This window comes from Streptomyces sp. 4N509B (assembly GCF_052245655.1).
In the GTDB taxonomy this organism is placed as follows: domain Bacteria; phylum Actinomycetota; class Actinomycetes; order Streptomycetales; family Streptomycetaceae; genus Streptomyces.
Map to the genome: position 1 here is coordinate 39230 of NZ_JBQQBZ010000005.1, position 22645 is coordinate 61874.

Consider the following 22645-nt stretch of genomic DNA (forward strand, 5'->3'; position numbering starts at 1 on the left):
TGGCTGGCTCACCGAGTCACTCCCCCTCAGCTGCTGTGCACCACGGCGCACAGCAGGATCGAGCCGCCGTCGATGGTCCACCACCAGTACTCGTTCTGGTCGTAGGTGGTCTGGCGGCACTCGTCGCCCTGGACGGACGACGGGGCGCTGTAGACGCCCGTGACGTTGTACAGCTGGCTGTAGGGCGAGGGCACGCTCGTGGCCGCGCAGTCGTGCCAGCTCATGAGGTTGGCGCTGCCGTCCGACATGCCGAGGAAGCACTGCCCGACCTCGAACTGCCGCGTGACGCAGAGCGCCACGGTCTCGGCCCCGCTGGTGTACGACAGGTACGAACGGCCGGCGTCCATCGGACAGTCGCTCGTGGAGTCGGAGGTCTGGGAGACCCACACCCCGGCGGCGTCGTCGTCGCAGGAGATGACGTCGGGGGTGTCGCTGACCCAGCTGCTCTCGCCCGTCATCCAGTTGTTCAGGCAGTCGCCGGCGTTCACCGCCCGGTACGCCTCCAACGTCGGGTCGGGCGGCGGCGTGGGCGTCTCGTACCCGGTGGTGCCGCCGGAGTCGCCGCCCGAGGTGGCCCCGGCGTCCGTCCCGCCCGTGCCCCCCGTGGTGCCCGTGGTCCCCGCGCCGGCGGAGTCGGCCGCACCCTCGGAGGCGCCGCCGTCCGCGCTCGGACCCGGAAGCTCCAGGTCTCCACCCTCGGTGACGCCGCCCTCCGCCGCGCCCTCCGCGGCGCCCGCCGGGCCGGCCCCGGCCATGTCGGCACCGGCGTCGTCCCGTTCGTTGGCGCCGGTCGCGAGGGCCAGACCGAAGGAGAGGGCCACGACGACCGCGACGATGGTGGCCACGATCGCCAGGCGCCGCCCGTCGCCGCTGGGCGGCGCCGGGGGCACACCTGCCCCGCCCGGCCCCACTCCGCCCCCCGGTATGTGCCCGGGGCCTGGTCCCTGCCCCGGGCCGTGAGGCCCGCCCTGGCCGGGCCAGCCCTGCATTCCGCTCATTGGTGATTCCCCCGGTGATACGTCTGACGAGCGTCGTGCGACCGCCACCCGGTCGCCGTGCGCCGCCGTGTTTCCGCCAGGCTAGCAACCGCCGCCGACAGTGGGCTCGTTGCCCGCATGACCCGAGCGGACCCGGGGTGCCGTAGATTCGGGTGCAGCAGACACCGTCAGGAGGAATGAGGAAACATGGCCGTATCGCTGTCCAAGGGTGGAAACGTCTCCCTCACCAAGGAGGCGCCGGGACTGACCGCCGTCACCGTCGGCCTCGGCTGGGACACGCGCGTCACCACCGGCACCGACTTCGACCTGGACGCGAGCGCCATCGCGGTGAACGCCAGCGGCCGGGTCTACTCCGAGGGGCACTTCGTCTTCTTCAACAACAAGACGAGCCCCGACCAGACGATCCAGCACACCGGCGACAACCGCACCGGCGAGGGCGTCGGTGACGACGAGCAGATCAACGTGAACCTCGCCGGCCTCGCGCCCGACGTCGACAAGGTGGTCTTCGCCGTCTCCGTCTACGACGCGGACGCCCGCAAGCAGAACTTCGGGCAGGTCAGGAACGCCTACATCCGCGTGCTCAACCAGGCCGGCGGCGCCGAGCTCGCCCGGTACGACCTGAGCGAGGACGCCGCCACCGAGACCGCCATGGTCTTCGGCGAGCTCTACCGCAACGGCGCCGAGTGGAAGTTCCGCGCCGTGGGCCAGGGGTACGCCTCCGGCCTGGCCGGCATCGCCGCCGACTTCGGCGTCAACGTCTGAACGCCCCCGAACGACCGGGCCCTCCCCGCCCTCCGCGCCGCGCCCCGGGCGTGAGCGCGGAGGGCGGGAGCCGGTGGGGCCGACGCGCCCCGACCGGGCCCCGACCGGCCGGGGCGCGTCGTATACGGTGGACCGCGTCCTTTTAACGGTTCGCGGAAGGCGACGAAAGATGACCCAGGTCGTGCTGACCACCTCGTTCGGCCCCATCACCCTCGAGCTCGACGCCGAGAAGGCGCCGAAGACGGTGGAGAACTTCCTGGCGTACGTGGCCGACGGGCACTACGACGGCACGATCTTCCACCGCGTCATCCAGACGTTCATGATCCAGGGTGGCGGCTTCACCGAGGACATGCGGCAGAAGCCGACCCGCGCCTCCATCGAGAACGAGGCGCGCAACGGCCTGCGCAACACCAAGTACGCCGTGGCCATGGCCCGCACCTCCGACCCGCACTCGGCCTCGGCCCAGTTCTTCATCAACACCGTGGACAACGGCTTCCTCGACCACACCGCGCCCACCCCCCGCGGCTGGGGATACGCGGTCTTCGGCAGGGTCGTGGACGGCTTCGACGTCGTGGACCGCATCGCCGCCGTGCCCACCGGTCGCAGCCAGGGCTTCGACGACGTGCCGCTGGAGCCGGTCACCATCACGGGCGCCAAGGCCGTCTGACCGCGCCCCGCGCGCTCGCGTCCACCACGGACGTCCACCACGGACGTCCACCAGGGACGGAACACCAGCGGGGCCCCCGGCCGTCGGCCGGGGGCCCCGCGTGTCCCTCCTGCGGCCGGGCGCTCAGCCCAGGGTGCGCAGCGCCTCGTTGAAGGTCTTCGACGGACGCATCACGGCGGCGGCCCTGGCCTCGTCGGGCCGGTAGTACCCGCCGATGTCCGCCGGCTGCCCCTGCACCGCGAGCAACTCCTCGACGATGGTCTCCTCCTGGTCGCCGAGGGTGGCGGCCAGCTCGGCGAACGCCGCCGCGAGCCCGGGGTCGTCGTCCTGGCGGGCGAGCTCGCGCGCCCAGTACAGCGCCAGGTAGAAGTGGCTGCCGCGGTTGTCGATGCCGCCCAGGCGGCGGCTTGGCGACTTGTCCTCGTTGAGGAAGGTCGCCGTCGCCCGGTCGAGCGTCTGGGCCAGCACGCGGGCCCGCGCGTTGCCCGTGGTCTGGGCCAGCTGCTCGAAGCTGACGGCCAGCGCGAGGAACTCGCCGAGGCTGTCCCAGCGCAGGTAGTTCTCCTTCACCAGCTGCTGCACGTGCTTGGGCGCGGAGCCGCCGGCGCCGGTCTCGAACAGGCCGCCACCGCCCATGAGCGGCACCACCGAGAGCATCTTGGCGCTGGTGCCGAGCTCCAGGATCGGGAAGAGGTCCGTGAGGTAGTCGCGCAGCACGTTGCCGGTGACCGAGATGGTGTTCTCGCCGCGGCGGATGCGCTCCAGGGAGAACGCGATCGCCCGCACCGGCGCCATGATCTCGATGGTGAGGCCCTCGGTGTCGTGCTCCGGGAGGTACGCGGTGACCTTCTCGATGAGCCGCGCGTCGTGGGCGCGGTCGGCGTCCAGCCAGAACACGGCCGGGTCGCCGGTCGCGCGGGCGCGGGTGACGGCGAGCTTCACCCAGTCCCGGATCGCGGCGTCCTTGGTCTGGCAGGCGCGGAAGATGTCCCCGGCGGCGACGGCCTGCTCCAGCACGGCCGTACCGGCCTCGTCCACCACCCGCACGGTGCCGGGGCGGGAGATCTCGAAGGTCTTGTCGTGGCTGCCGTACTCCTCGGCCTTCCGGGCCATGAGGCCGACGTTCGGCACCGAGCCCATGGTGGCGGGGTCGAAGGCGCCGTGGGCGCGGCAGTCGTCGATGACCACCTGGTAGATGCCGGCGTAGCTGCTGTCGGGCAGCACCGCGAGGGTGTCGGCCTCCTGGCCGTCGGGGCCCCACATGTGTCCCGAGGTGCGGATCATCGCGGGCATCGAGGCGTCGACGATGACGTCGCTGGGGACGTGGAGGTTGGTGATGCCGCGGTCGGAGTCGACCATCGCCAGCGCCGGGCCCTCGGCCAGCTCGGACTCGATGGACGCCCGGATCTCCGCGCCCTCCGGGAGCGCGTCGAGGCCGGCGAGGATCGCCCCGAGCCCGTCGTTCGGGTTCAGGCCGGCGGCGGCGAGCGTGTCGCCGTGGGTGGCGAAGGTCCTCGGGAGGAAGGCGCGCACCGCGTGGCCGAAGATGATCGGGTCGGACACCTTCATCATGGTGGCCTTCAGGTGCACGGAGAAGAGCACGCCCTCGGCCCTGGCGCGGGCGACCTGCTCGGCGAGGAAGGCGCGCAGCGCCGCCACCCGCATCACGGAGGCGTCCACCACCTCGCCGGCCTCCACGGGCACGGCCTCGCGCAGCACCGTGGTCTCGCCGTCCTCGCCCACCAGCTCGATGCGGAGCGTGCCGGGCTCGGCGATGACCGTGGACCTCTCGGTGGAGCGGAAGTCGTCGACGCCCATGGTGGCGACGTTCGTCTTCGAGTCGGCCGTCCAGGCGCCCATGCGGTGCGGGTGGGTCCTGGCGTAGTTCTTCACCGAGGCCGGGGCGCGGCGGTCGGAGTTGCCCTCGCGCAGCACCGGGTTGACGGCGCTGCCCTTGACCCGGTCGTACCGGGCGCGGATCTCCCGCTCCTCGTCGGTGGTCGGCTCGTCGGGGTAGGCCGGCAGGTCGTAGCCCTGCTCGCGCAGCTCGGCGATGGCCGCCTTGAGCTGGGGGATCGAGGCCGAGATGTTCGGCAGCTTGATGATGTTCGCGCCGGGGGTCTTCGCCAGCTCGCCGAGCTCGGCGAGGGCGTCGTCGATGCGCTGGCTCTCCGTGAGGCGCTCGGGGAAGCTGGCGATGATGCGCCCCGACAGCGAGATGTCACGGGTCTCGACACCGACCCCGGCCGCCCCGGCGTACGCCTGGATCACGGGCAGCAACGAGTAGGTCGCCAGGGCCGGCGCCTCGTCGGTGTGCGTGTAGATGATGGTCGAGTCTGTGGTCGAGTCGGTCACCGGTGCTCCGCTCCGCTTCACGCCGTCGTCGTCTTGACATCAAGATATCTCCTTCCGCGGGCCGGTCGGGCACCGGGCCCCGGGGAACGGGCGTGGCGCGCGCCGCGCCGCCCTCGGCCGGAGGAGGGGCTCAGGGGGCGTCCGTGGCGCGGCGCCGGTACTGGCCGGGCGCCGCGCCGTGGGCCCGCTTGAACGCCTTGGCGAAGGCGAACTCCGAGCCGTACCCGCAGCGTTCGGCGACGACGCGCAGCGGCGTGTCGGTCTCGCGCAGCAGTCGGGCCGCCGTGGTCATCCGCCACCAGGTGAGGTAGCCCAGCGGAGGCTGGCCGACGGTGGCGGCGAAGCGCCTGGCGAAGGCCGCGCGCGACAGCCCGGCCCGCGTCGCCAGCGCCGCCACCGTCCAGGGGCGCTCGGGGTGGCGGTGGATCTGCCGCAGCGCGGCGGCGATCGCCGGATCGCTGAGCGCGGTGGCCCAGCCGGGCCTGTCCGCGCCGGCCCGGGACGCCTCCTCCTCCAGCCAGGCGCGCAGCACGTAGAGCAGGAGCATGTCGATCAGCGACGGCAGGATCGCCTCCGTGCCGGCCCGTGGCCGCTCCAGCTCGGTGCCCAGCAGCTCGACGGCGGAGCGCAGCGCCGGGTGGTGCCCCACGCGGGCCGGCAGGTGGATCAGGGACGGCAGCTCGCCGAGGAGGGGGTGGGGGCGGGAGCGGTCGAAGGCGTAGGCGGCGCAGAGCATCTCCGTGGCGGCGCCCTCCCCGGGGATGCGCAGCTCCGGCACCGGCGAGGTCTCGACGGGGTCGGGCAGGAAGTCGACCAGGGGACGTCCCGGCTGGTCGGCGAGGGCGTGGCCGTCGCCGCGCGGGGTCAGGACGACGTCGCCCGGGCCGAGCGCCAGCGGGGCGCCGCCACCGCCGGGCGTCATCCAGCAGCCGCCCCGCAGCACGACGTGGCAGGCCGCCCTCTGTCCGGCGGGGAAGCGCACGCCCCACGGAGCGCGGCTCGTGGTCCTGCTGGCCGCCGGCTCTCCCGTGCGCATCACCGCCAGCACGTCGCTCAGCACGTCCATGACGCCAGCCTATCCCCGTCTGTCGAGACGATCAGACAGGAAAGCGCGACAGTGAGGCATACATCGTCTCGGTGTCGACTCGTACGGTCGGAAGGCACCCCGGTCGTCGGGGTCGCGTCTGGTGAAGGAGTCCTCCCATGTCCCTCCACGTCATCGTCGGCGCCGGGCCGACCGGCAGCGCCACCGCGCGGCTGCTCGCCGAGGACGGCGAGCGGGTCCGCGTCGTCACCCGCAGGGGTCTCGGGCCCGAGCACCCCCTGATCGAGCGGGTCGCGGCCGACGCCTCGGACGCCGAGCGGCTGGCCGAGCTGGTCGACGGCGCCACCACGCTCTACAACTGCGCCGCTCCTTCCTACGACCGGGTCCCGGTCGAGGTGCCGCCCCTGGCCGCCTCCCTGCTGGCGGCGGCCGAGCGCAGCGGCGCCGGCCTGCTGAACCTCAGCAACGGCTACGGCTACGGCCCGTGGGAGGGCGCCGCCACCGAGGCGACGCCGCTGGCGCCGACCACGATCAAGGGCCGCGTGCTGGCGCGGGTGTGGCACCAGGGCGTCGCCGCCCACGAGGCCGGGCGGGTCCGGTTCGCCGAGGTTCGGCCGGGCGACTTCCTCGGCCCCGGCGCGGTGTCGATGTTCAGCCTGATGATCGCCCCGCCGCTGCTGGCCGGCGATGAGATCCACTTCCCGGCCGACCCGGACGCGCCCCACAGCTGGGGCTACCCCGGCGACGTCGGCCGGACGCTGGCCACCCTCGGCCGCGACGAGCGGACCTGGGGTCGGGCCTGGCACGTGCCGAACATCTCCGACGCCCCGGTGCGCGAGATCGCCACCCGCTTCGCCGCGCTGGCGGGGGCGCCGGAGCCCCGGCTGGTCAACATGGCGCCGCTGGACCTGCACCACGCCGGCCTCGCCGACCCGGTCATGGCGCAGGTGTGGGAGATGCAGTACCTCTACCAGCGGCCGGCCGTCATGGACGCCTCGCACACCGCGCGGACCTTCGGCCTGGCGGCCACCGACCTGGAGGAGGTGCTGAAGCTGACGGCCGACGCCCTGCTCGCGGACGCCCCGCGCGCCGCCGCCCGGCCCGACTGACGACGGCCGGGCCGGGCGGCGGGTCGAGACGCGGGCGGGCTACGCCTTGCGCCCCATGGCGCCCAGCACCAGCAGGCCGCCCTCGTCCAGCGGCTCGGCGACCGGCTCGTCGGGCCGCCACCGCGGCACCGGCACCACGCCCGGCTCCAGCATCTCGAAGCCGTCGAAGAACGCGGCGATCTCCTCCTGGCTGCGCAGCTTCCCCCGGCCCAGGAAGCGCAGCAGGGCCTCCTCCATCTCCTGTGCCTGCGGGAGGAAGGTGCTGGAGAAGTGGCTGACGAACAGGTGGCTGCCCGGTGCCAGCCGCTCCTTGTAGGCGTTCAGCACGCCGAGCGGGTCCTCCTCGTCCAGCACGTAGTGGACGACGCCGAGCAGCACCAGGGCTATGGGCCGGGAGAAGTCGAGGAAGCCCTCGACCTCGGGGTGCTTCAGGACGCCCTGCGGGTCCAGCAGGTCCGCCGTGACGACGGTGGTGGACTGGTTGGAGGCCAGGAGCGCCTGGCCGTGGGCGAGGACGATCGGGTCGTTGTCCACGTACACGACGCGGGCGTCGGGGTTGACGGCCTGGGCCACCTGGTGGGTGTTCTGGACCGTCGGCAGGCCCGAGCCGATGTCCAGGAACTGGTCGACGCCCTGCTCGGCCAGGTACCGGACACCACGGATCAGGAACTCGCGGTTCAGGCGGGCCGCCGACAGCGTGGACGGGGGAGCGATCTTCAGGGACGCCTCGACGACGGCCCGGTCCACCGCGTAGTTGTCGTGGCCGCCGAGGACCGCGTCGTAGACCCGCGCGATGCTCGGCCTGGTGATGTCGACGCCCGGCGGCGGGGGCGGCTCACTGCCCGAGGGGGCACCGCCCGCGGCGGGCCCCGGGCCGGGGCCGCCGGCCGCCGGAGGCGTTCCACCCAGCTGCCTGGGATCGGTCATCGCGCTCAACTCCTTTGTCGCAGCGTGAGGTTGACTGCGTCCGGCTGGCTGGACGCAGGCCCGCAGTATGTCACGCGGCGTCAGATTCACCGGGGAACTCGGCGCTGTGCGTCACGGCTTGCGCCCCACGGCGCCCATGACCAGCACCCCTCCCTCGTCAAGCGGTGTCCTCACCGGCGTGTCGGGCCGCCACAGCGGGACGGGCACGACGCCGGGGTCGAGGCCGCGGCGCGCCCCACCGCCCCGGGCGGCCGGCGCTCGCGGGCGGCCCCGCTCACGGGCGCAGCGTCGCCGTCAGACTGCGTCCGTAGGCGTGGTGGGTGGTGACCTCCACGCGGGTGCCGCCCGGCACCCGCGTGACGCGGACGCCGTCGTCCACCGTCACGGGCGCGAGCGCCCGGCCGCGCAGGAGGACGGTCACCCGCTCCCGTTCGGTCGTCGGGTCGGCCACGGCCAGGGACGTGGTGCCGTCCGCCGCGCGGCGCAGGAGGACGGAGGCGGGACCGGTGACGGTGAGAGGGCCGGCGCGGTGCTCGCCCTCGGTGAACGCGTTGGCGGCCAGGACGTCGAGCCGCGTGTGGCGCACTGCCTGGAGGCGCGGGGTGTTGGCGAGGACGCGCAGCGGGCGTTCGTCGACGTGGGAGGCCAGGCCCGCCTCGGTGGCGTGCGGGAGCAGGGCGTAGGCGAGCGTGGCGGGCGGCGCGCCCGCCGGGTGGTCGACGCGGAGTGCGAACACCTGGCGGGTGACCTCGGTGTCCGGGTTGCTCATGCGCACCACCCGCCGGCTGCGCGTCACCGTCCGGAGCATGGCCGTCGGCGCGGGGCCGGCCAGGAGGACGTAGCCGACGGCCGTCCCCCGGGTGGTGTCGGCGTACCGGAGCCAGGCCAGCGGGGCGGTGCCGGGGCCCGTCCAGGGCGTGCCGTCGCGGAGCGCGCCGCGGAGCGTCGTGGCGTGGGACGGGTCGGCGATCCGGCTGTCGAGGGTCGTCGTCACGGCGCGGCCGGCGCCGTCGCCGACTCCGGCGGCGAGCACCACGATCTCCTCGTCGAACAGGAACCACGACCGGGTGGCCTCGGCGTTGCGGTACGCCACGAAGTCCTCGGGGAGTTCGCCGGCCCGCTTCGCGGCGTACGCCGCGTCACTGGACTGGACGAGCCCGGCCACGCCGAGGTCGCCGAGGCGGGCGCCGCCGGAGAAGGTGTTCGTGCCGCGGGGGAAGTAGACGTAGGCGTTCTGCGCCTCGGAGGAGGAGGTGAAGCCGGCCTCGGGGTTCTCGTACCACAGGCCGCCGTAGAGCTCCGGCACGGTCCCGCGCTCCTCCACGGGCGCGACGACACCCGGCAGGTGGTCGGGGGAACAGACGGTGAGCTGGTCGACGCCGTGGCTCTCCGACTGGTCCTGGCCCGCGAGGTAGAGGTGGTGCGCGCCGTCGCCCTGGAACCAGGGCAGGAGGTTCTCGCCGTTCATGTACTCGTACTTGCTGATCCGCGACGAGCTGCGGGCCAGGGCGAACGCGAAGCCGGGGCGGCGGTGGACGGTCCGCTCCATGGCGTTGAACGCCGCGTGGGAGGCGGGCGGGTTGAGGTCGGCCGCCGGGGTGGAGGCGTCGGCCAGGATGTCGGCGTAGCGGGCGACGCTCACCGGCGAGACGAAGCGGGCCGGGTCGAGGGGGACGCGCGAGCTCGCGCGCAGGTGCTTGACGTAGCCCCGCAACGCCGCGGCGTCGGGCCCCTCCACGTGGCCGGAGAGGTCGACGACGGCCTCGACGACGGCGGCGACCGCGTCGTAGCCGCTGGTGGTGGCCCGGGAGGCGGCGCGGCCCCTGACCGACTCCATCATCCAGCCCTCGAAGACCACCGGCGCGAAGCCGTCGACCACCCAGCGGCGCACCACGTCGACGAGCCCTGGACCCTCGTCCCGCTCCCCGCCGGCCGCCGGGAGGTGGTCGGTGCCGTCGAGGATCTTGACGGACTGCATGACGCGGGTCAGCAGCGAGATGCCGTAGGAGCCGGTGTAGGCGACGGAACCGTGCTGGATGAAGGAGCCGTCGGCGTAGAAGCCGTCGGTGACGCCGTGGCGCAGGGCGTAGGGGTCGATCGTCGCGTACACGGTGAGCTGGTCGGCCACGGCCTTGGCGACGCGGGCGTCGCCGGCGGCGTCGCCGAGGACGGCGCCCTGCAGGACGCGGTTGGTCGTGATGTCGGCGAGGTTGGCGCCGGTGTGGAAGCGCGAGTCGAGGTCGACGTCGCCGTCGCGGCCGTTGCGCAGGTAGGCGTCCATCGAGGCGACGTAGGTGGCGGTCAGCTCGGGCCGGTGGGCGGCGAGCTCGTCGCGCAGCAGCACCAGGGTGCGGCTGACGTGGGAGGAGATGCCGATCTCCCAGGTGAACCAGTTGCCGTAGTACCCCGCCCGCTGGTCGCCGTAGTAGCGGTCGTGCAGCCAGGCCAGGGCGTCGATGACGCGGCGCTGGACGGCCACGTCGCCCCGCAGCCGGGAGGGGCTCTCCCCGGGGACGCGGGTGGCCAGGGCGATCTCGTGGAGGTACTGGAAGGAGGAGTTCAGGTGGGGGTCGCTCGCGCCGAGCGGCAGGCCGGCGAAGAGCTCGCCCTCGGCGGCGGCGTCCATGGCGGCGAGCCGGGAGAGCGCGGTCGACTCGATGGCCGTGAGCTTTCCCGCGACCTCGGGCCTGGCGTTGGACTCGGCGGTGCCGGCGAGCATCGCGACCGCGTTCTGAAGCAGCCGTGACGTCGTGGCGGCCCGCTCGCCGGCCCTCGCCGTGGCGGCGGCCCCCGGCGCCCCCGCTCCCACGGCCAGGGCCGCGGCGGGCAGCGAGGCCAGCACGGCACGACGCGACGGACCCGGGTTGCTCGGCTCACACCTCATGAACCCCAAGCATGTGCCGGAGCCGAGCGGCTGACAATGGTCATGACACGAACGGCTGAGCCGTCGTTCACCCGGCCGCCGACGGCGGCGTCACGGCCGCGCCCCGGGGCCCGCGCCTGGCGCGGCGGGCCCCACGGGCGGGTCTCACCGGCGGGTCTTCACCGGCGGGTCTTCACCGGTGGGCCTCACGGGTGGGCCGGTGCCAGCAGGGGACGGACGCAGCCGGCGGCGGCGAGGGCGCGGTGGAGGGCGAGCTCCGCGGTCGCGCCCTCGGCCAGCACGATCCCGGTGCAGCCCCGCTGGTCGGCCAGGTGCGCGACGGCGTCCCCCGGCGCGCTCGTCGGATACCACTCGGGCGAGCCGGGGAAGCCCGTGAGCCACGCCAGCCCGTCCACGCCGGTGAGGGTGCCGGTGCCGGAGGGGTACACCAGGACGAAGCCGGTGGCGGGGCCCGCCGCGTCCGGCGCCGTCGGCGCGTCCAGCAGGGCCGGCCTGCGGCCGAGCGCCGCCTCCACGAGGGCGGCGTACACGTTGGTCTCCAGCCGGCGGCAGAGGGCCTCACCGACCAGGGCCCCGCCGATGCGGCGGTTGATCTCGACGAGCTCGGGCCCCTCGGCGGTGAGGACGAACTCGATGTGCGCGAACCCGGCGTCGTGCCCCACCGCCGCCAGCAGCCGCCCGGTCCACTCCGCGAGCCGCGCCGTCTCGGGCTCCGGCAGCGCCACGGGGAAGGCGGCGGCCTCCTCACGGACGGCGGGCTCGGGCGACATCTGACGGCTGCACACCCCGAGCAGCCGGGTCTCGCCGCGCCAGCTGAGGGTCTCGGCGCTGTAGAGCGGGCCGGCGGCGAAGGGCTCGGCGAACAGCTCACCCTTCAGCGGGGTGTCGGCCGCGGCGGCCAGCGCCGTGCGCAGCGCGGCCTCGTCGCGCACCAGCCACACCCCGCGGGAGGAGGTGCCGGAGGTGTCCTTCAGGACGGCGGGGAGGCCGACGGCGGCGACGATCTCCGACGCCGCCTCGGGCCCGGCCCCGACGCGGTGGGCACGCAGCCGGCTCAGGCCCCGCTCGTGCAGGAGGGCACGGACGCGGGCCTTGTCGCGGACCAGCCGGACCGCCGCCGGGTCCGGCCCCGGCAGGCCGAGCGCGGCGGCGAGGTCGGCGCCGGTCACGCTGAAGGTGTCGGTGGAGTTGATCAGCCCCGCCAGGTCGGGGACGTCGGCCAGCGCCGCCGCGCAGGCGGCGGCGTCGAAGGTGTCCACGTCCACCACGTCCAGGCCGGCGCGGGCGGCGGGGGAGAGCCCGGCCAGCTCGTGGCGGTAGACCCCGCGGTCACACGTCAGCAGGCACAGGCGGTGCCCGGCCGCCCCGGCGGCCTCGATCAGCCGGCCGAGGCCGAAGGTGAGCAGTTCGAGGGCGGCGATGGTCACGGCGTCGTCTCCTGGTGGGCGCGGCGGCGCCACTCCATGACCGACCAGGGCGGGGCGAGGTCGGCGAGGGAGGTGATCTCCCGCGGCGCGAGGCTGCGCGGGGCGGGCAGCTCGCGGTGACGGGCGAAGGCGCGCTCGGTGTAGCGGTGGCCGGTGTCGGCGCCGAGGACGAGGAAGGTCTGCTCCGGGTGGCGCGTGGCCTCCCAGCCGGTGGCGAGGTAGGCGGCGCCCGTGGACAGGCCGGCGAAGACCGCGTGGTCGCGCAGCAGGCCGACGGATCCGGTCGTGGCGTGCCGGAAGTCGAGCCAGTGCAGGGTGTCGTACAGCTCGTGGCGCACGTTGCGGAACGGGATCGCGCTGCCGATGCCGGCGATGATCGCGTCGGGGTCGCTGACGCGTTCGCTGCCGAAGGTGACGCTGCCGAAGGGCTGGATGCCGACCAGCCGGACGGCGAGCCCCCGCTCGCGTAACGGCACCACCAGCCCGCCGGTGGACGCCCCCGTGCCGACGGAGCCCACGACGGTGAGCTCCCGGCCGGGCAGGGCCGCGGTGACCAGCTCGGCGAACTCGCGGTAGCCGGCGTAGTGGACGGGGTCGTGGTACTGCCGCATCCAGTGCATGTCCGGGTGGCGGGCGAGGAGTTCCCGCACGCGCCTGACCCGTCGCTCCTGGTCCAGCCGCAGGTCCTGCGAGGGCGGCATCTGGTCGACGGTGACGCCGAGGATCTCCAGCTGCACGCGGAGGGTCTGGTCGACGGTGGTGGAGGCGACGATGTGGCAGCGCAGGCCGTAGCGGTGGCAGGCCATGGCCAGGGCCAGGGCGTAGATGCCGCTGGAGCTGTCGACGACGGTCTGCCCGGGGGAGAGGGTGCCGCGGTCGAGCAGGGCGCGGACGGCGCCGAGCGCGGCATACACCTTCAGCGTCTCGAAGCGGGCCAGGACGACGCGCGGGGCCAGCCTGACGAGGTCGGGCGCCCTGACGGCGTCGGTGATGTGCTCGTGCACGGTGACGGGTGCCGGCGCGCCCGGGGCGTTCGCCGCCGTGGGCGTGGGCGCCGCCGTGGGCGCGGGCGTGGACGTGGGGGCGGGGGTGGCGGTGGCGGTGACGGGGTGCGGGTGCATGGGGGACGTCCGATCGGTGACGGGGGTGCGGCCGCGGCCTTACGACCGCCCTAGGGCCGGATGCCGCGGACGACGAGCCGGCTGGCGTGCTGGTCGTAGGGCGCGCCGTCGAAGTCGCCGAAGCACGCCACGTCGGTGAAGCCGGCCTCCTCGACCATGGCGCACAGCTCGGCCCCGCTGTAGAGCCAGCAGGTGATGGACGCCTCCCTGGCCTTCTCCTCGCGCACGAGGGTCCAGTCGGTCCGCAGCCGCCGCCAGCCGTCGAGGATGGTGTCGCGCTGGATGACGTAGGCGCCGTCGTCGAGTTCGACGAGCTGGGGTCGGCCGATCCAGCCGGCCAGCACCTCCTTGCCCATGAGGTCCAGGAGCAGTTGGCCGCCGGGGACCAGCGAGTCGTGAGCGTTGCGCAGGACCCGGGCGTTGTCGCGCGGATCGTCGAAGTAGCCGAAGGAGGTGAAGACGTTGAGCACGACGTCGAAGGACGCCGGCTCGACGAAGGTGAGCATGTCGGCCCGCACCAGGCGCGCGGGGACCCCCGACGCGGCACAGGCCGCCTCGGCCCGTCCGAGCATGACGGGGCTCAGGTCCACCCCGGTGACGCGGTCGCCACGGCGTGCCAGCGGCACCACGAACAGCCCGGGGCCGCAGGCCAGGTCCAGGACCCGGGCTCCGTCGGGAAAGGACAGCAGGGAGGCGCTCTCGACCAGACGCGCCGCGCTCTCGCCGCGCCGGGCGGAGAACATGGTGCTGGAGAAATCCGACCAGAAAGCCTCGTCCTCATACCAGCGCATTCGCGAACACCTCTGTCTCGAAAGAGAGGCGAAGGGGTTTCTTGTCGTCCCAGTACGGTAGTTCATCGTCTCATCAGCGACAAGGGAGCCTCGGCGGCGAAAAATGCCGGGAACCGAATCCCGTTTTCCTCCGACTCATAGAGGGGGCTTTACCGTCTTTTCGTGTCCGGTCCGCCTCCGCGCGCGGACCCGGACGGCCGGCGACGGGCCTCCCGCCACGGTCACGGCCACGGCCCGCGACGCCGGCGCCACGCCCCGCGCTCCCTGCCCCGCCCCGGGAAGCGGGTCGGCCCGCCACCCGGCGACGAGAAAACCGTGCCACGGCCAACAGAAGGATGGAATCAGCCTCTTCCCGTCGAATGAGAACGGCGGTTATTCTCGGCGGTGCCCACGTGGGAGGACGTCAATCCGGCGTCGGGGGCAGGGCGGACCTCAGCCGTCAGAATGAGCGAGAAAGTGGTGTCCCAGATGACGGAATCCCACGAGCCGGCAACCCTGCCCTCGGGCCGGCGAAGAGTCCAGCGCCGAACCGGCGGCCGCTTCGACTGGGCCGGCCTGCGCGCGGACCTGCGCGCCGCCGTGCCCGACGCCAGCCTGGCGCTCCTGGCCACCGGCCTCATCCTCCTCTGGCTGTACGTCAGGGTGGAGAACGGCACCTCGACCACGGTCAAGATCATGCCGATGATGGCCGAGCCCGAGCACTGGATGTACTGGACGTGCCAGGCCTTCGGCTGGTCCGCGATCCTGTGGGCCTACATCACCGTCGTCTTCGGCCTGCTCCGCTCAGGACCGCGCCCCGGCTGGCGCTGGCTGACCGCGCCCCGGGTGGAGAAGTGGCACCGCACCACCAGCCTCACCACCATGGGGCTGATGTTCATGCACGCGGCTTTCCTCTTCGCCGAGTTCGTCCGGACCAACCACGCCGAGGGCGACTCCTGGGCCGGGCGGATCGGCGGCGCCTTCGGCGAGTCCTTCGTCCCCGGCTTCTACGACTCCGGCACCGGGCGCGTCGCGATCTTCATCGGCCTGCTCGCGTTCTACCTCGCGATACCCCTCGGCCTCGCCTTCTACCTGCGGCAGAGCACAGGCCCCCGCATGTGGCTGGCCCTGCACCGCTTCGTCATCGTCGTGTACGTCCTCAGCGCCTGGCACACCCTGCTCTACACCAGCAGCGGCTGGTACGACGGCGCGTTCCGCACCTTCCTGTGGGCGGCCCAGATGCCGCTGGCGGCGCTGCTGCTGCTGAGGCTGCTGGCGCCGGCCCGCCCCAGCGAACGGCTGCGGCTGCGCGGCCCCGGCCGCGAGTCCCGGCCGCTGCCGCTGACGGTGCGGACGGCCGGGCGGATCGCCGTGGTGGCGACGGTGCTCGGGCTCGGGGCCGTCGTCGTCAGCGGCGTGGACGGCGGGCGCAGCCCCGACGGCGCCTCGCCCGCGCCCTGGCCGGAGCAGTGGGTCATCTGGGGCGGCCTGCTTCTGCTCACCCTGGTGCTGGTCGCCGTCATCCACCGCACGCGGCCGGCCGCCCGCCCCACCGCCGGGCGCGTCACGGAACAGCGGGAGGAGGACCGGGCATCGGCCTAAAGGCTGTTCCGCAGTCCCTGGTGGATCAGGGAGCGGCGTCCTGGGGCTTCGATGGCAAGGCGGAGGAGGGAGTCAGCCTGGCGGGCTGGCGACCGACGACAACGCGGCAAGGGAAGTCGCAGGGCGTCGCGAGCCCGCCGGGGATTGCGGGACAGCCTTTAAAGGCTGTTGCGGGGCAGCCTTTGGCCTCCCCTCGTCGTCGGGGCGCCGGCTGCCGCGGGCAGGCGCACCCGGACCGTCAGGCCACCGGCCGGGCGCGGGGCGGTGGTGAGCTCGCCCTCGTGGGCGGCGGTGACGGCGCGCACGATCGACAGGCCGAGGCCGGCACCCACCCCCTCGCCGCCGTCCCGGCCGCCGTCCGTCCCCAGCCCGTCCGTTCCCGCCCCGTCCGTCTCCCCGCGCACGAAGGGTTCGAGCAGCCGCGCGGCGGCCGCGGGCGACACCGGCGGACCGGAGTTCTCCACCCGCAGGAACGCGCCCCGCTCGTCGGTGCCGGTGGCGAGCGTGACGTGCCCGCCGCGGTGGTTGTACCGCAGCGCGTTGTCCAGCAGGTTGCCCACCAGGCGTTCGAGCAGCACCGGTTCGCCGGTGACGGGCGCCGGTCGCAGCGTCGCCCGCAGCGTCAGGCCGCGCCGCGCCGCCTCCCGCTCGGCGGCGGTCGCGAGCGCCGCCGCCAGCTCGGCGAGGTCGCCGTGGCGCCGCTCGCGTAGCCCGGCCTGGCTGCGGGCCAACGCCAGCAGCCCGTCGAGGGTGCGCTGGCTGTGCGCGGCGGCGGTGCGGACGTCGGCGGCCATGGTGAGCAGCTCGGCACGGGTGGGCTCGCCGTCGAGGGTCACGTCGACGGCGGCGCGGATCGTGGCCAGCGGCGTGCGCAGCTCGTGCGCCGCGTTGGCGGTGAACAGCCGCTGACTCGCCAGCAGCCGCTCGCGCTCGGCGACGCCCGCCTGGATGCGGTCGAGCATGCCGTTGACCGTCTCGGCCAGGGCGGCGAGCTCGTCCGGGGGCTGCCTGACGAGGACGCGCTCGTCCAGGCGCTCCGCCGACAGCCGACGCGCCGTGGCGGCGATGGTGCGGACCGGCCGCAGCACCCGCCCGGCGACCAGCCACCCGAGGGCGGCGGCCAGCAGCGTCACCGCGGCGAGCGCGAGCGGCGCCTGGGCCAGCAGCTCCGCCAGCATCGCCTCGCGCGCCGGGCCGGAGAGGTCGGTGTCCTCGACCTCGGGCGCCGGGGGCGGCTCGCCCTCCGCCCGCGGGGAGGCGTGGAACCGTACGGACACCAGCCGGAGGCCGATGCCGCGCCGCGTCAGCAGGTACGTGAGCGCGGTCAGGACGACGCCCGCGGCGAGCACCAGCACGGTGAGCAGGAGCGTGAGCCGCCCCCTGGCGCTCGGCGGCCACGCCCTCCGCCGCCGCCTCAGTCCGGTGGCGGGCACGGTCGGAGGCGGTACCCGGCGCGGGGCACGGTCTCGATCAGCGGTGGGTCGCCCAGCTTGCGGCGCAGCGTGCCGACGGTGAGGCGCGGCGCGTTGCTGAACGGGTCGGCGTGCTCGTCCCACACCTTCTCCAGCAGCGTCTCGGCGCTGACCACGGCGCCGTCGGCGGCCAGCAGCTGCCGCAGCACACCGAACTCCTTGGGCGTCAGCAGCAGCGGGCGACCCGCCCGTTCCGCGGTGTGGCGCGCCGGGTCGAGCACCACGTCGGCGGCGCGCAGCAGCGGCGGCCGGGCGGGCGCGCTGCGGCGGCCCAGCGCCTCCACCCGGGCCACCAGCTCCAGGAAGGCGAAGGGCTTGCCCAGGTAGTCGTCCGCGCCGAGGGCGAGGCCCTCGACACGGTCCTGCACGGCTCCGGAGGCGGTGAGCATCAGGACCCGAGCCGTGCCGTGCCGCGCCAGGTGCCGGCAGACGGTGTCACCGTGCACGCCGGGGAGATGCCTGTCCAGCACGACCACGTCGTACGGCGTGACCTCGCAGCGCTCCAGCGCGGCCGCGCCGTCGTGGGCGGTGTCGACCGCGAAGCCGCGTCTGCGCAGGCCCGTGGCGACGTAACGGGCCAACGGTCGCTCGTCCTCGACCAGGAGAATCCGCACCCGGGTGAGCTTTCCAGGGCCCGTGTAGGGATCGCGTATGGATCGGCCATCGGCTGACGATCGGTCACGGCCGGTAGACCTGTCGAACGTCCCGTCCCACGGATGACGACCCGGCAGAAAGGTGATCTCCATGACCACGACGCGACGGACGGCGCTCGGCCTGATGGGGGCGGCCTCGGTGGCCGCCGGGGGCGTGCTCGCGACCGCGGGGTCGGCGCACGCCACGGCGTCGGCCGCGGCACGCGCCGGCGGCGGCGCGATACCCCGGGAGCTGCGGCCCGGCGGTGCCTTCGACCAGCGGCTGGCGGAGATGGCGGACCGCGACGCGTTCAGCGGCACGGCGCTGATCGCCCACGGGGGCCGCACGGTGCTCACCCGCTCCCACGGGATGGCCGACCGGGCGCGGTCGGTGCCCAACGGCCCCGACACCCTCTTCTGCCTGGGCTCCATCACCAAGCTGTTCACCTCGATCGCCGTGGCCCAGCTGGTGGAGGCGAACAGGCTGGCCTACCACGAGCGGGTGGGGACCTACCTCGACGGCTTCCCCGACGAGGTCGCGCGGAACGTCACCCTCCACCACCTGCTGACCCACACCTCGGGCATGGGCGACCACCACACCCGGGAGTTCTGGGAGACCTCCCGCTCCTGGGACAGCGCCCAGGAGGTGATGGACGGCACGATGGCCATCATCCGCAAGGCGCCGCCCCTGGCCTTCCCGCCGGGTTCGGGCCAGACCTACAGCAACTCCGCGTACGTCACGCTCGGCGCGATCGTCGAGGCGGTCTCGGGCCAGCCCTTCCACCGGTACGTCCGCGAGAACGTCTTCGAGGCGGCCGGGATGACCGACTCCGACTACTACACCCGCCCCGAGTGGCAGTCCGACGCGCGGCTGGCCCACCCGCACGCGCTCCAGCCCTCGGGCGAGCGCCGCGACACCGTGGACAACCAGCTCTTCGTCGGCAGCCCCGCAGGTGGCTCCTTCTCCTCGGGGCCCGACATGGTCGCCCTCGCCGAGGCCCTGCTGGGGGGCCGGCTCCTCTCGCTGCCCTTCGCGGAACTGGTCCTCAGCGGGAAGCACCCCCTGGGGAGGGACGAGCCGGGGACGTGCGTCTTCCAGGCGTACGGGCCGCTCACCACCCTCGTCGACGGCCATCGCGTCCTCAGCCACTCCGGTGGCTCCCGCGGCGCCGAGGTCGGCGGGGTCTCGTGCCTGTTCGAGACCTACCCCGACCTCGGCTGGACGCTGGTCCTCCTCGGCAACTACGACGACATGGAGTACGGGCCGCTCTCCACCCTGGTGCGGGAGGCCGTCATCGGCGCCGCCTTCTGACGGGCCGTGTCCTGACCGGCCGCGTCCTGACCGACCGTGGCTCGAAACCGGCCGCGCTCGCCCGGGCGTGGCACAGGGGGGCGCCGGCGCCGCGCGGCGAGCCGCCGTCAGGGACGGCCGGCGACGTGCGCCCGGATCGCCCCGACGGCGGCGCCGCGCGCCCAGTCCCCGAAGTCGTGCGGCTGCACGACGAGCCTGACCGGCTCCGGGTCCCGCCGCCGGTCGGCCATGCCGCGGTCGAGGTCCCCGCGGGCCAGCCCGACGACGCCCACGGCCTCACCCGCGACGATCACCGTCTTCACGGTCGTGCAGGTCGTGAGGTTCGCGATCAGCGCGCCGAGCGCCCACGCCGTCTGCCCGACGACCCGCGAGCACACGGGATCGCCGGCCGCGGCCAGCCGCAGCACCTCCTCGTGGTTGGGGAAGCGACGCAGGCCCTGCGCCGCCGCCATCAGCACCGACCGGGTCGGCAGGTACGCGCCGGCGCAGCCCCGGTGGCCCGACGGGCACAGCGGGCCGCCCGGGTCGAGGATCTGGTGCCCGAACTCCCCGAGGTCCGCCTCCGTCACCCGCACGGCGCGGCCGTGGACGAAGAGGGCGTACCCGATGCCCTCGCCGATCGTGACCACCGCGAAGTCCGAGAGCCCCCGCGCCTCCCCGAACCACTGGTGCGCGTACGCGAGGGCGGTGACGTCGTTCCTCACCACGCAGGGCACGCCGAGCCGCGCGGCCATCAGGCGGCGCACCGGCACCCGTCTCCAGCCCAGCAGGCCCGAGTCGAGGAACTCGCCCTCGTCCACCCGCGTCGGCGCGTGCTCGTCCCCGCCGAGCGTGATCCCGGCCGAGACCGGCCGCTCGCCGTCCCCGACCAGCTCGTCCGCCAGGCGCCCGGCCCGCTCCACCACCTCCTCGGGCGTCAGGTCGGGGAGCGGGGCGCTTCCCCGCGCCAGGACGTCGGCCCGCAGGTTGGTGAGGACGGCGTACACGCGGTCCGAGGTGAGCTTGATCCCGACGAAGCGCAGCCCGTCGACCACGACCCTCAGCGGGCGGGTGGGGCGGCCGTTCACCGGGTCGTAGGCGACGTCCTGCTCCACGACGACGCCGGAGGCCACCAGCGGCTTCGTCAGCCGGCTCAGGCTGCCCACGGACAGGCCGAGTCGCCGGGCGAGGGTGGTCCTGGACAGCGGGCCGTGGATCACGAGCTCGCGCAGGATCGGCCGGGCCGGACGGGGCACCGACCGCCACGCCTCGGCAGCCGACCGGTGACCCGTCCGACGGTCCGCCCCGCTCACGACCGGGGAGGACGGCGCGCAACCACGTCCAACCGCCCGCCCAGCCGGATCACGCGGGCGGTCGCCGCCGGCCCCGACCGCGGACTGGTCACGTGCAGCACGCCGCGGCCCGCGTCCCACTCCAGCGTCCACGCGGCGGCCCCGGTGCCGGGCCCGGGAAAGACGACCTCCGCGGTCGCCTCGACGTTCCGCAGGTGCGGCACGGGCACGGCGAGCGTGGGGTCGGCCCCGGGCAGGCGCCACAGCGTCACCAGGCACCCCCCGCCGGACGCCGGCGACCGAAGCCCCGTCGCCACCCACGGACCCGGGGGCCCGGCCAGGCCCAGGGGCCAGAACGGCTCCGCCGCCGCGATCTCCTCCCGCAGCTCCCGGTGCACCGCCACCGCGTGCCGCACGAGCGCCAGCTGCCGGGGCGTCATGCGGTCGAGGTGGCCGGAGAGGTAGAGCCGGCCCAGGATGCCCGTGGCCAGGGTGAACGCCGCCTCCTCCACCGTCATCTCGGGCTGCGCGTACGCCCAGTGCCCGGCCTGCTCCGGCAGGACGGAGGCGGGGGCCGCGGCGGCGATCGGCGGACAGAGCAGCGGGTTCTGCTGGTCGGAGGTCGACTGGAGGTGGAGCCGCGCGAGCATCGCGTAGTCCATCCGCATCCCGCCCGAGGCGCAGTTCTCGACCAGCAGGCCCGGGTGGCGGTCCAACAGGGCGTCCAGCCAGTCGAGGTGGGCGCGGTTGTGCTCCAGCAGCCCCTCGCCGGGAGAGGTGCCGCCCCGGTCCGTGCCGGGGCCGGGCATGATGTTGTAGTCGAACTTGAAGTAGCCGACGCCGAACTCGGCGACCAGCCGGTCGACGACGCCGTCGAGGTGGGCGCGGGCCGCCGGGTGGCGCAGGTCCAGGTGGTGGCGGCCGTGCTCCACGACGCGCGCGCCGAAGCGCTGGAAGAACGCCGCGTCGGGCAGGCGCCGCGCCACGGGCGAGCGCAGCCCCACCACCTCGGGCTCCAGCCACAGGCCGGGCACCATCCCCCGCGCGCGGACGCGGTCGAGCACCTCGCCGAGACCGCCGGGGAAGCGGCTCGCCGAGGGCAGCCACTCGCCCACGGCGTCCCACCATCCGCCGTCCTCGGCGTACCAGCCGGCGTCGACGCAGAAGTACTCCGCGCCCGCCTCGGCCGCCGCGTCGACCAGCGGCAGCAGCGCCTCGGTCGTGGGGTCGCCCATGAGCGTGTTCATGTAGTCGTTGAAGACCACGGGAAGGGGGCCGGCCCGGTCGGCGCGCAGCGCCCGCCGCTGCCGGGTGAGGGCCGCGAACGCCTCGTCGACGCCGCCGGCGGCGACCGCCAGCGACACGGGCACGGTGGTGAAGCCGCGCTCGGCGGTGACGGCCGTGCTCCACTGGTGCTCGGCGTCGGTCGGCCCGAGCAGCGCCAGGTACGCGCCGTCCCGCCGCTCGCCGACCTCCCAGTGCCAGGCGCCGTTGTGCTCGATCTGCCAGGCCAGCGCCCAGGAGTCGTCGCGGGCCACGAGCGCGCCGGTCGGCAGCCGTTCGCCGGTCGACCACGAGCTGCGCGAGGTGACGGCGAGCCGGCCGCGGGAGGCGTGGGAGTGGGCCGCGGCGTCGATGTCGACGAGCCCGGCCTCGCGCAGCGGCGTCCGCCGCCACCGGGACTCGGCCACCCAGTCGGAGTCCGCGCACACCACGTCGAACGGCCGGCCGGCGTCGGCGAGGAAGGCGCCCGTGGCCACGGAGGTGACGGCCTCAAGCCGCACCGGACCCTGGCCGGCCGCCAGGGCGACCTCGGTCCAGACCCGGACGGCGGGGACGTCGTGGGCGGCCTGGAAGACCGTGGTGACCGTCAGCCCGGTGGCCGCGTCGCGCTGCTCCAGCCGCAGCCGCGCGAGCGCCCCGTCCGTCGTCTCCGTGTGCCGCAGGTACCGCAGCCGCGCGCCGACGGTGGTGTCGGCGTACCGGTGACTGCCGGGGAACCTCCCGTGCCCCAGCGCCTGCACCTCGACCAGCGGGGCGCCGGCCCTGTCCGTCCCGTCCGCCCCGTCCGTCGGGGGCGGCGCGGTGAGAGGCCGCAGGGACAGCAGCGAGGCCGGGCGGTCCCCGCCGACGCCGAGCAGGAGGAGGACCCCGCCCGCCCGCCACGCGAGCCGGGTCCGCCCGGCCGGTGGGACGTCGGCGGGCGCGTCCGCGGGGGCCTTGGGAACGGCGGGTTCCCCGGCGGGGGGAGGCCCGGTGGGTGTCGGTTCGGCGGTCACGTGAGGAGTTCC

At 74.6% G+C, this 22645-nt stretch carries 17 protein-coding genes; 5 read left to right on the plus strand and 12 right to left on the minus strand.

Translation table 11 applies throughout. The features are described 5' to 3' along the window. Window positions 1–26: 26 nt before the first annotated feature. Window positions 27–845, minus strand: coding sequence for an LppU/SCO3897 family protein (locus tag ACTWP5_RS07550; protein ID WP_443219984.1), 819 nt, complete (start codon window positions 843–845; stop codon window positions 27–29). Between the two features lie 339 nt (window positions 846–1184). Between ACTWP5_RS07550 and ACTWP5_RS07555 the strand changes: the two genes are divergently transcribed. Both ACTWP5_RS07555 and ACTWP5_RS07560 read left to right on the plus strand, forming a co-directional pair. Then, complete coding sequence (locus ACTWP5_RS07555; protein WP_443219985.1) at window positions 1185–1760, plus strand: TerD family protein; 576 nt, start codon at window positions 1185–1187, stop codon at window positions 1758–1760. 169 nt (window positions 1761–1929) lie between these two features. Continuing rightward, window positions 1930–2427, plus strand: coding sequence for a peptidylprolyl isomerase (locus tag ACTWP5_RS07560; RefSeq protein ID WP_443219986.1), 498 nt, complete (start codon window positions 1930–1932; stop codon window positions 2425–2427). 123 nt (window positions 2428–2550) lie between these two features. Here ACTWP5_RS07560 and ACTWP5_RS07565 read toward each other — a convergent pair whose 3' ends face one another. Both ACTWP5_RS07565 and ACTWP5_RS07570 read right to left on the minus strand, forming a co-directional pair. Further along, window positions 2551–4782, minus strand: coding sequence for an NADP-dependent isocitrate dehydrogenase (locus ACTWP5_RS07565; RefSeq protein ID WP_443219987.1), 2232 nt, complete (start codon window positions 4780–4782; stop codon window positions 2551–2553). Window positions 4783–4912: 130 nt separating this feature from the next. Beyond that, window positions 4913–5848, minus strand: a complete 936-nt coding sequence (locus ACTWP5_RS07570; RefSeq protein ID WP_443219988.1) for an AraC family transcriptional regulator — start codon at window positions 5846–5848, stop codon at window positions 4913–4915. Between the two features lie 137 nt (window positions 5849–5985). Here ACTWP5_RS07570 and ACTWP5_RS07575 point away from each other — a divergent pair, with 137 nt between their 5' ends. Then, window positions 5986–6936 (plus strand): NAD-dependent epimerase/dehydratase family protein, encoded by a 951-nt coding sequence (locus ACTWP5_RS07575; protein ID WP_443219989.1) that lies wholly within the window; start codon window positions 5986–5988, stop codon window positions 6934–6936. 39 nt (window positions 6937–6975) lie between these two features. Here ACTWP5_RS07575 and ACTWP5_RS07580 read toward each other — a convergent pair whose 3' ends face one another. The 5 genes from ACTWP5_RS07580 to ACTWP5_RS07600 all read right to left on the minus strand — a co-directional run bounded on the left by ACTWP5_RS07580 (window position 6976) and on the right by ACTWP5_RS07600 (window position 14086). Further along, the gene (locus tag ACTWP5_RS07580) at window positions 6976–7863 is read right to left on the minus strand and encodes an SAM-dependent methyltransferase (protein WP_443219990.1); all 888 of its coding nucleotides are present in this window, start codon (window positions 7861–7863) and stop codon (window positions 6976–6978) included. Window positions 7864–8137: 274 nt separating this feature from the next. Continuing rightward, complete coding sequence (locus ACTWP5_RS07585; protein ID WP_443219991.1) at window positions 8138–10747, minus strand: polysaccharide lyase family 8 super-sandwich domain-containing protein; 2610 nt, start codon at window positions 10745–10747, stop codon at window positions 8138–8140. A 185-nt stretch (window positions 10748–10932) separates the two neighbouring features. After that, the gene (locus tag ACTWP5_RS07590; RefSeq protein WP_443219992.1) at window positions 10933–12174 is read right to left on the minus strand and encodes an ATP-grasp domain-containing protein; all 1242 of its coding nucleotides are present in this window, start codon (window positions 12172–12174) and stop codon (window positions 10933–10935) included. After that, window positions 12171–13295, minus strand: coding sequence for a pyridoxal-phosphate dependent enzyme (locus tag ACTWP5_RS07595; protein ID WP_443219993.1), 1125 nt, complete (start codon window positions 13293–13295; stop codon window positions 12171–12173). Before ACTWP5_RS07595 ends, ACTWP5_RS07590 begins: the two co-directional genes overlap by 4 nt. 50 nt (window positions 13296–13345) lie before the next feature. Next, window positions 13346–14086: a class I SAM-dependent methyltransferase gene (locus ACTWP5_RS07600; RefSeq protein WP_443219994.1), complete on the minus strand. Its 741-nt coding sequence runs from the start codon at window positions 14084–14086 to the stop codon at window positions 13346–13348. A gap of 468 nt (window positions 14087–14554) precedes the next feature. On the opposite strand from ACTWP5_RS07600, the gene ACTWP5_RS07605 reads away from it, so the two are divergent. Further along, window positions 14555–15667, plus strand: a complete 1113-nt coding sequence (locus ACTWP5_RS07605) for a ferric reductase-like transmembrane domain-containing protein (protein ID WP_443219995.1) — start codon at window positions 14555–14557, stop codon at window positions 15665–15667. Between the two features lie 158 nt (window positions 15668–15825). On the opposite strand, the gene ACTWP5_RS07610 is transcribed toward ACTWP5_RS07605, so the two are convergent. Together ACTWP5_RS07610 and ACTWP5_RS07615 are read right to left on the minus strand one after the other, a co-directional pair. Further along, window positions 15826–17100, minus strand: a complete 1275-nt coding sequence (locus tag ACTWP5_RS07610; RefSeq protein ID WP_443219996.1) for a sensor histidine kinase — start codon at window positions 17098–17100, stop codon at window positions 15826–15828. Further along, window positions 17082–17753, minus strand: coding sequence for a response regulator transcription factor (locus ACTWP5_RS07615; RefSeq protein WP_443219997.1), 672 nt, complete (start codon window positions 17751–17753; stop codon window positions 17082–17084). Before ACTWP5_RS07615 ends, ACTWP5_RS07610 begins: the two co-directional genes overlap by 19 nt. A 130-nt stretch (window positions 17754–17883) precedes the next feature. Here ACTWP5_RS07615 and ACTWP5_RS07620 point away from each other — a divergent pair, with 130 nt between their 5' ends. Then, the gene (locus tag ACTWP5_RS07620; RefSeq protein WP_443219998.1) at window positions 17884–19083 is read left to right on the plus strand and encodes a serine hydrolase domain-containing protein; all 1200 of its coding nucleotides are present in this window, start codon (window positions 17884–17886) and stop codon (window positions 19081–19083) included. A gap of 107 nt (window positions 19084–19190) precedes the next feature. On the opposite strand, the gene ACTWP5_RS07625 is transcribed toward ACTWP5_RS07620, so the two are convergent. Both ACTWP5_RS07625 and ACTWP5_RS07630 read right to left on the minus strand, forming a co-directional pair. Then, window positions 19191–20318 carry an ROK family transcriptional regulator gene (locus tag ACTWP5_RS07625; RefSeq protein WP_443219999.1) on the minus strand — a complete coding sequence of 376 codons (1128 nt, stop codon included), beginning with the start codon at window positions 20316–20318 and terminating at the stop codon, window positions 19191–19193. Between the two features lie 53 nt (window positions 20319–20371). After that, window positions 20372–22633 carry a glycoside hydrolase family 36 protein gene (locus ACTWP5_RS07630; RefSeq protein WP_443220000.1) on the minus strand — a complete coding sequence of 754 codons (2262 nt, stop codon included), beginning with the start codon at window positions 22631–22633 and terminating at the stop codon, window positions 20372–20374. Window positions 22634–22645 lie beyond the last annotated feature (12 nt).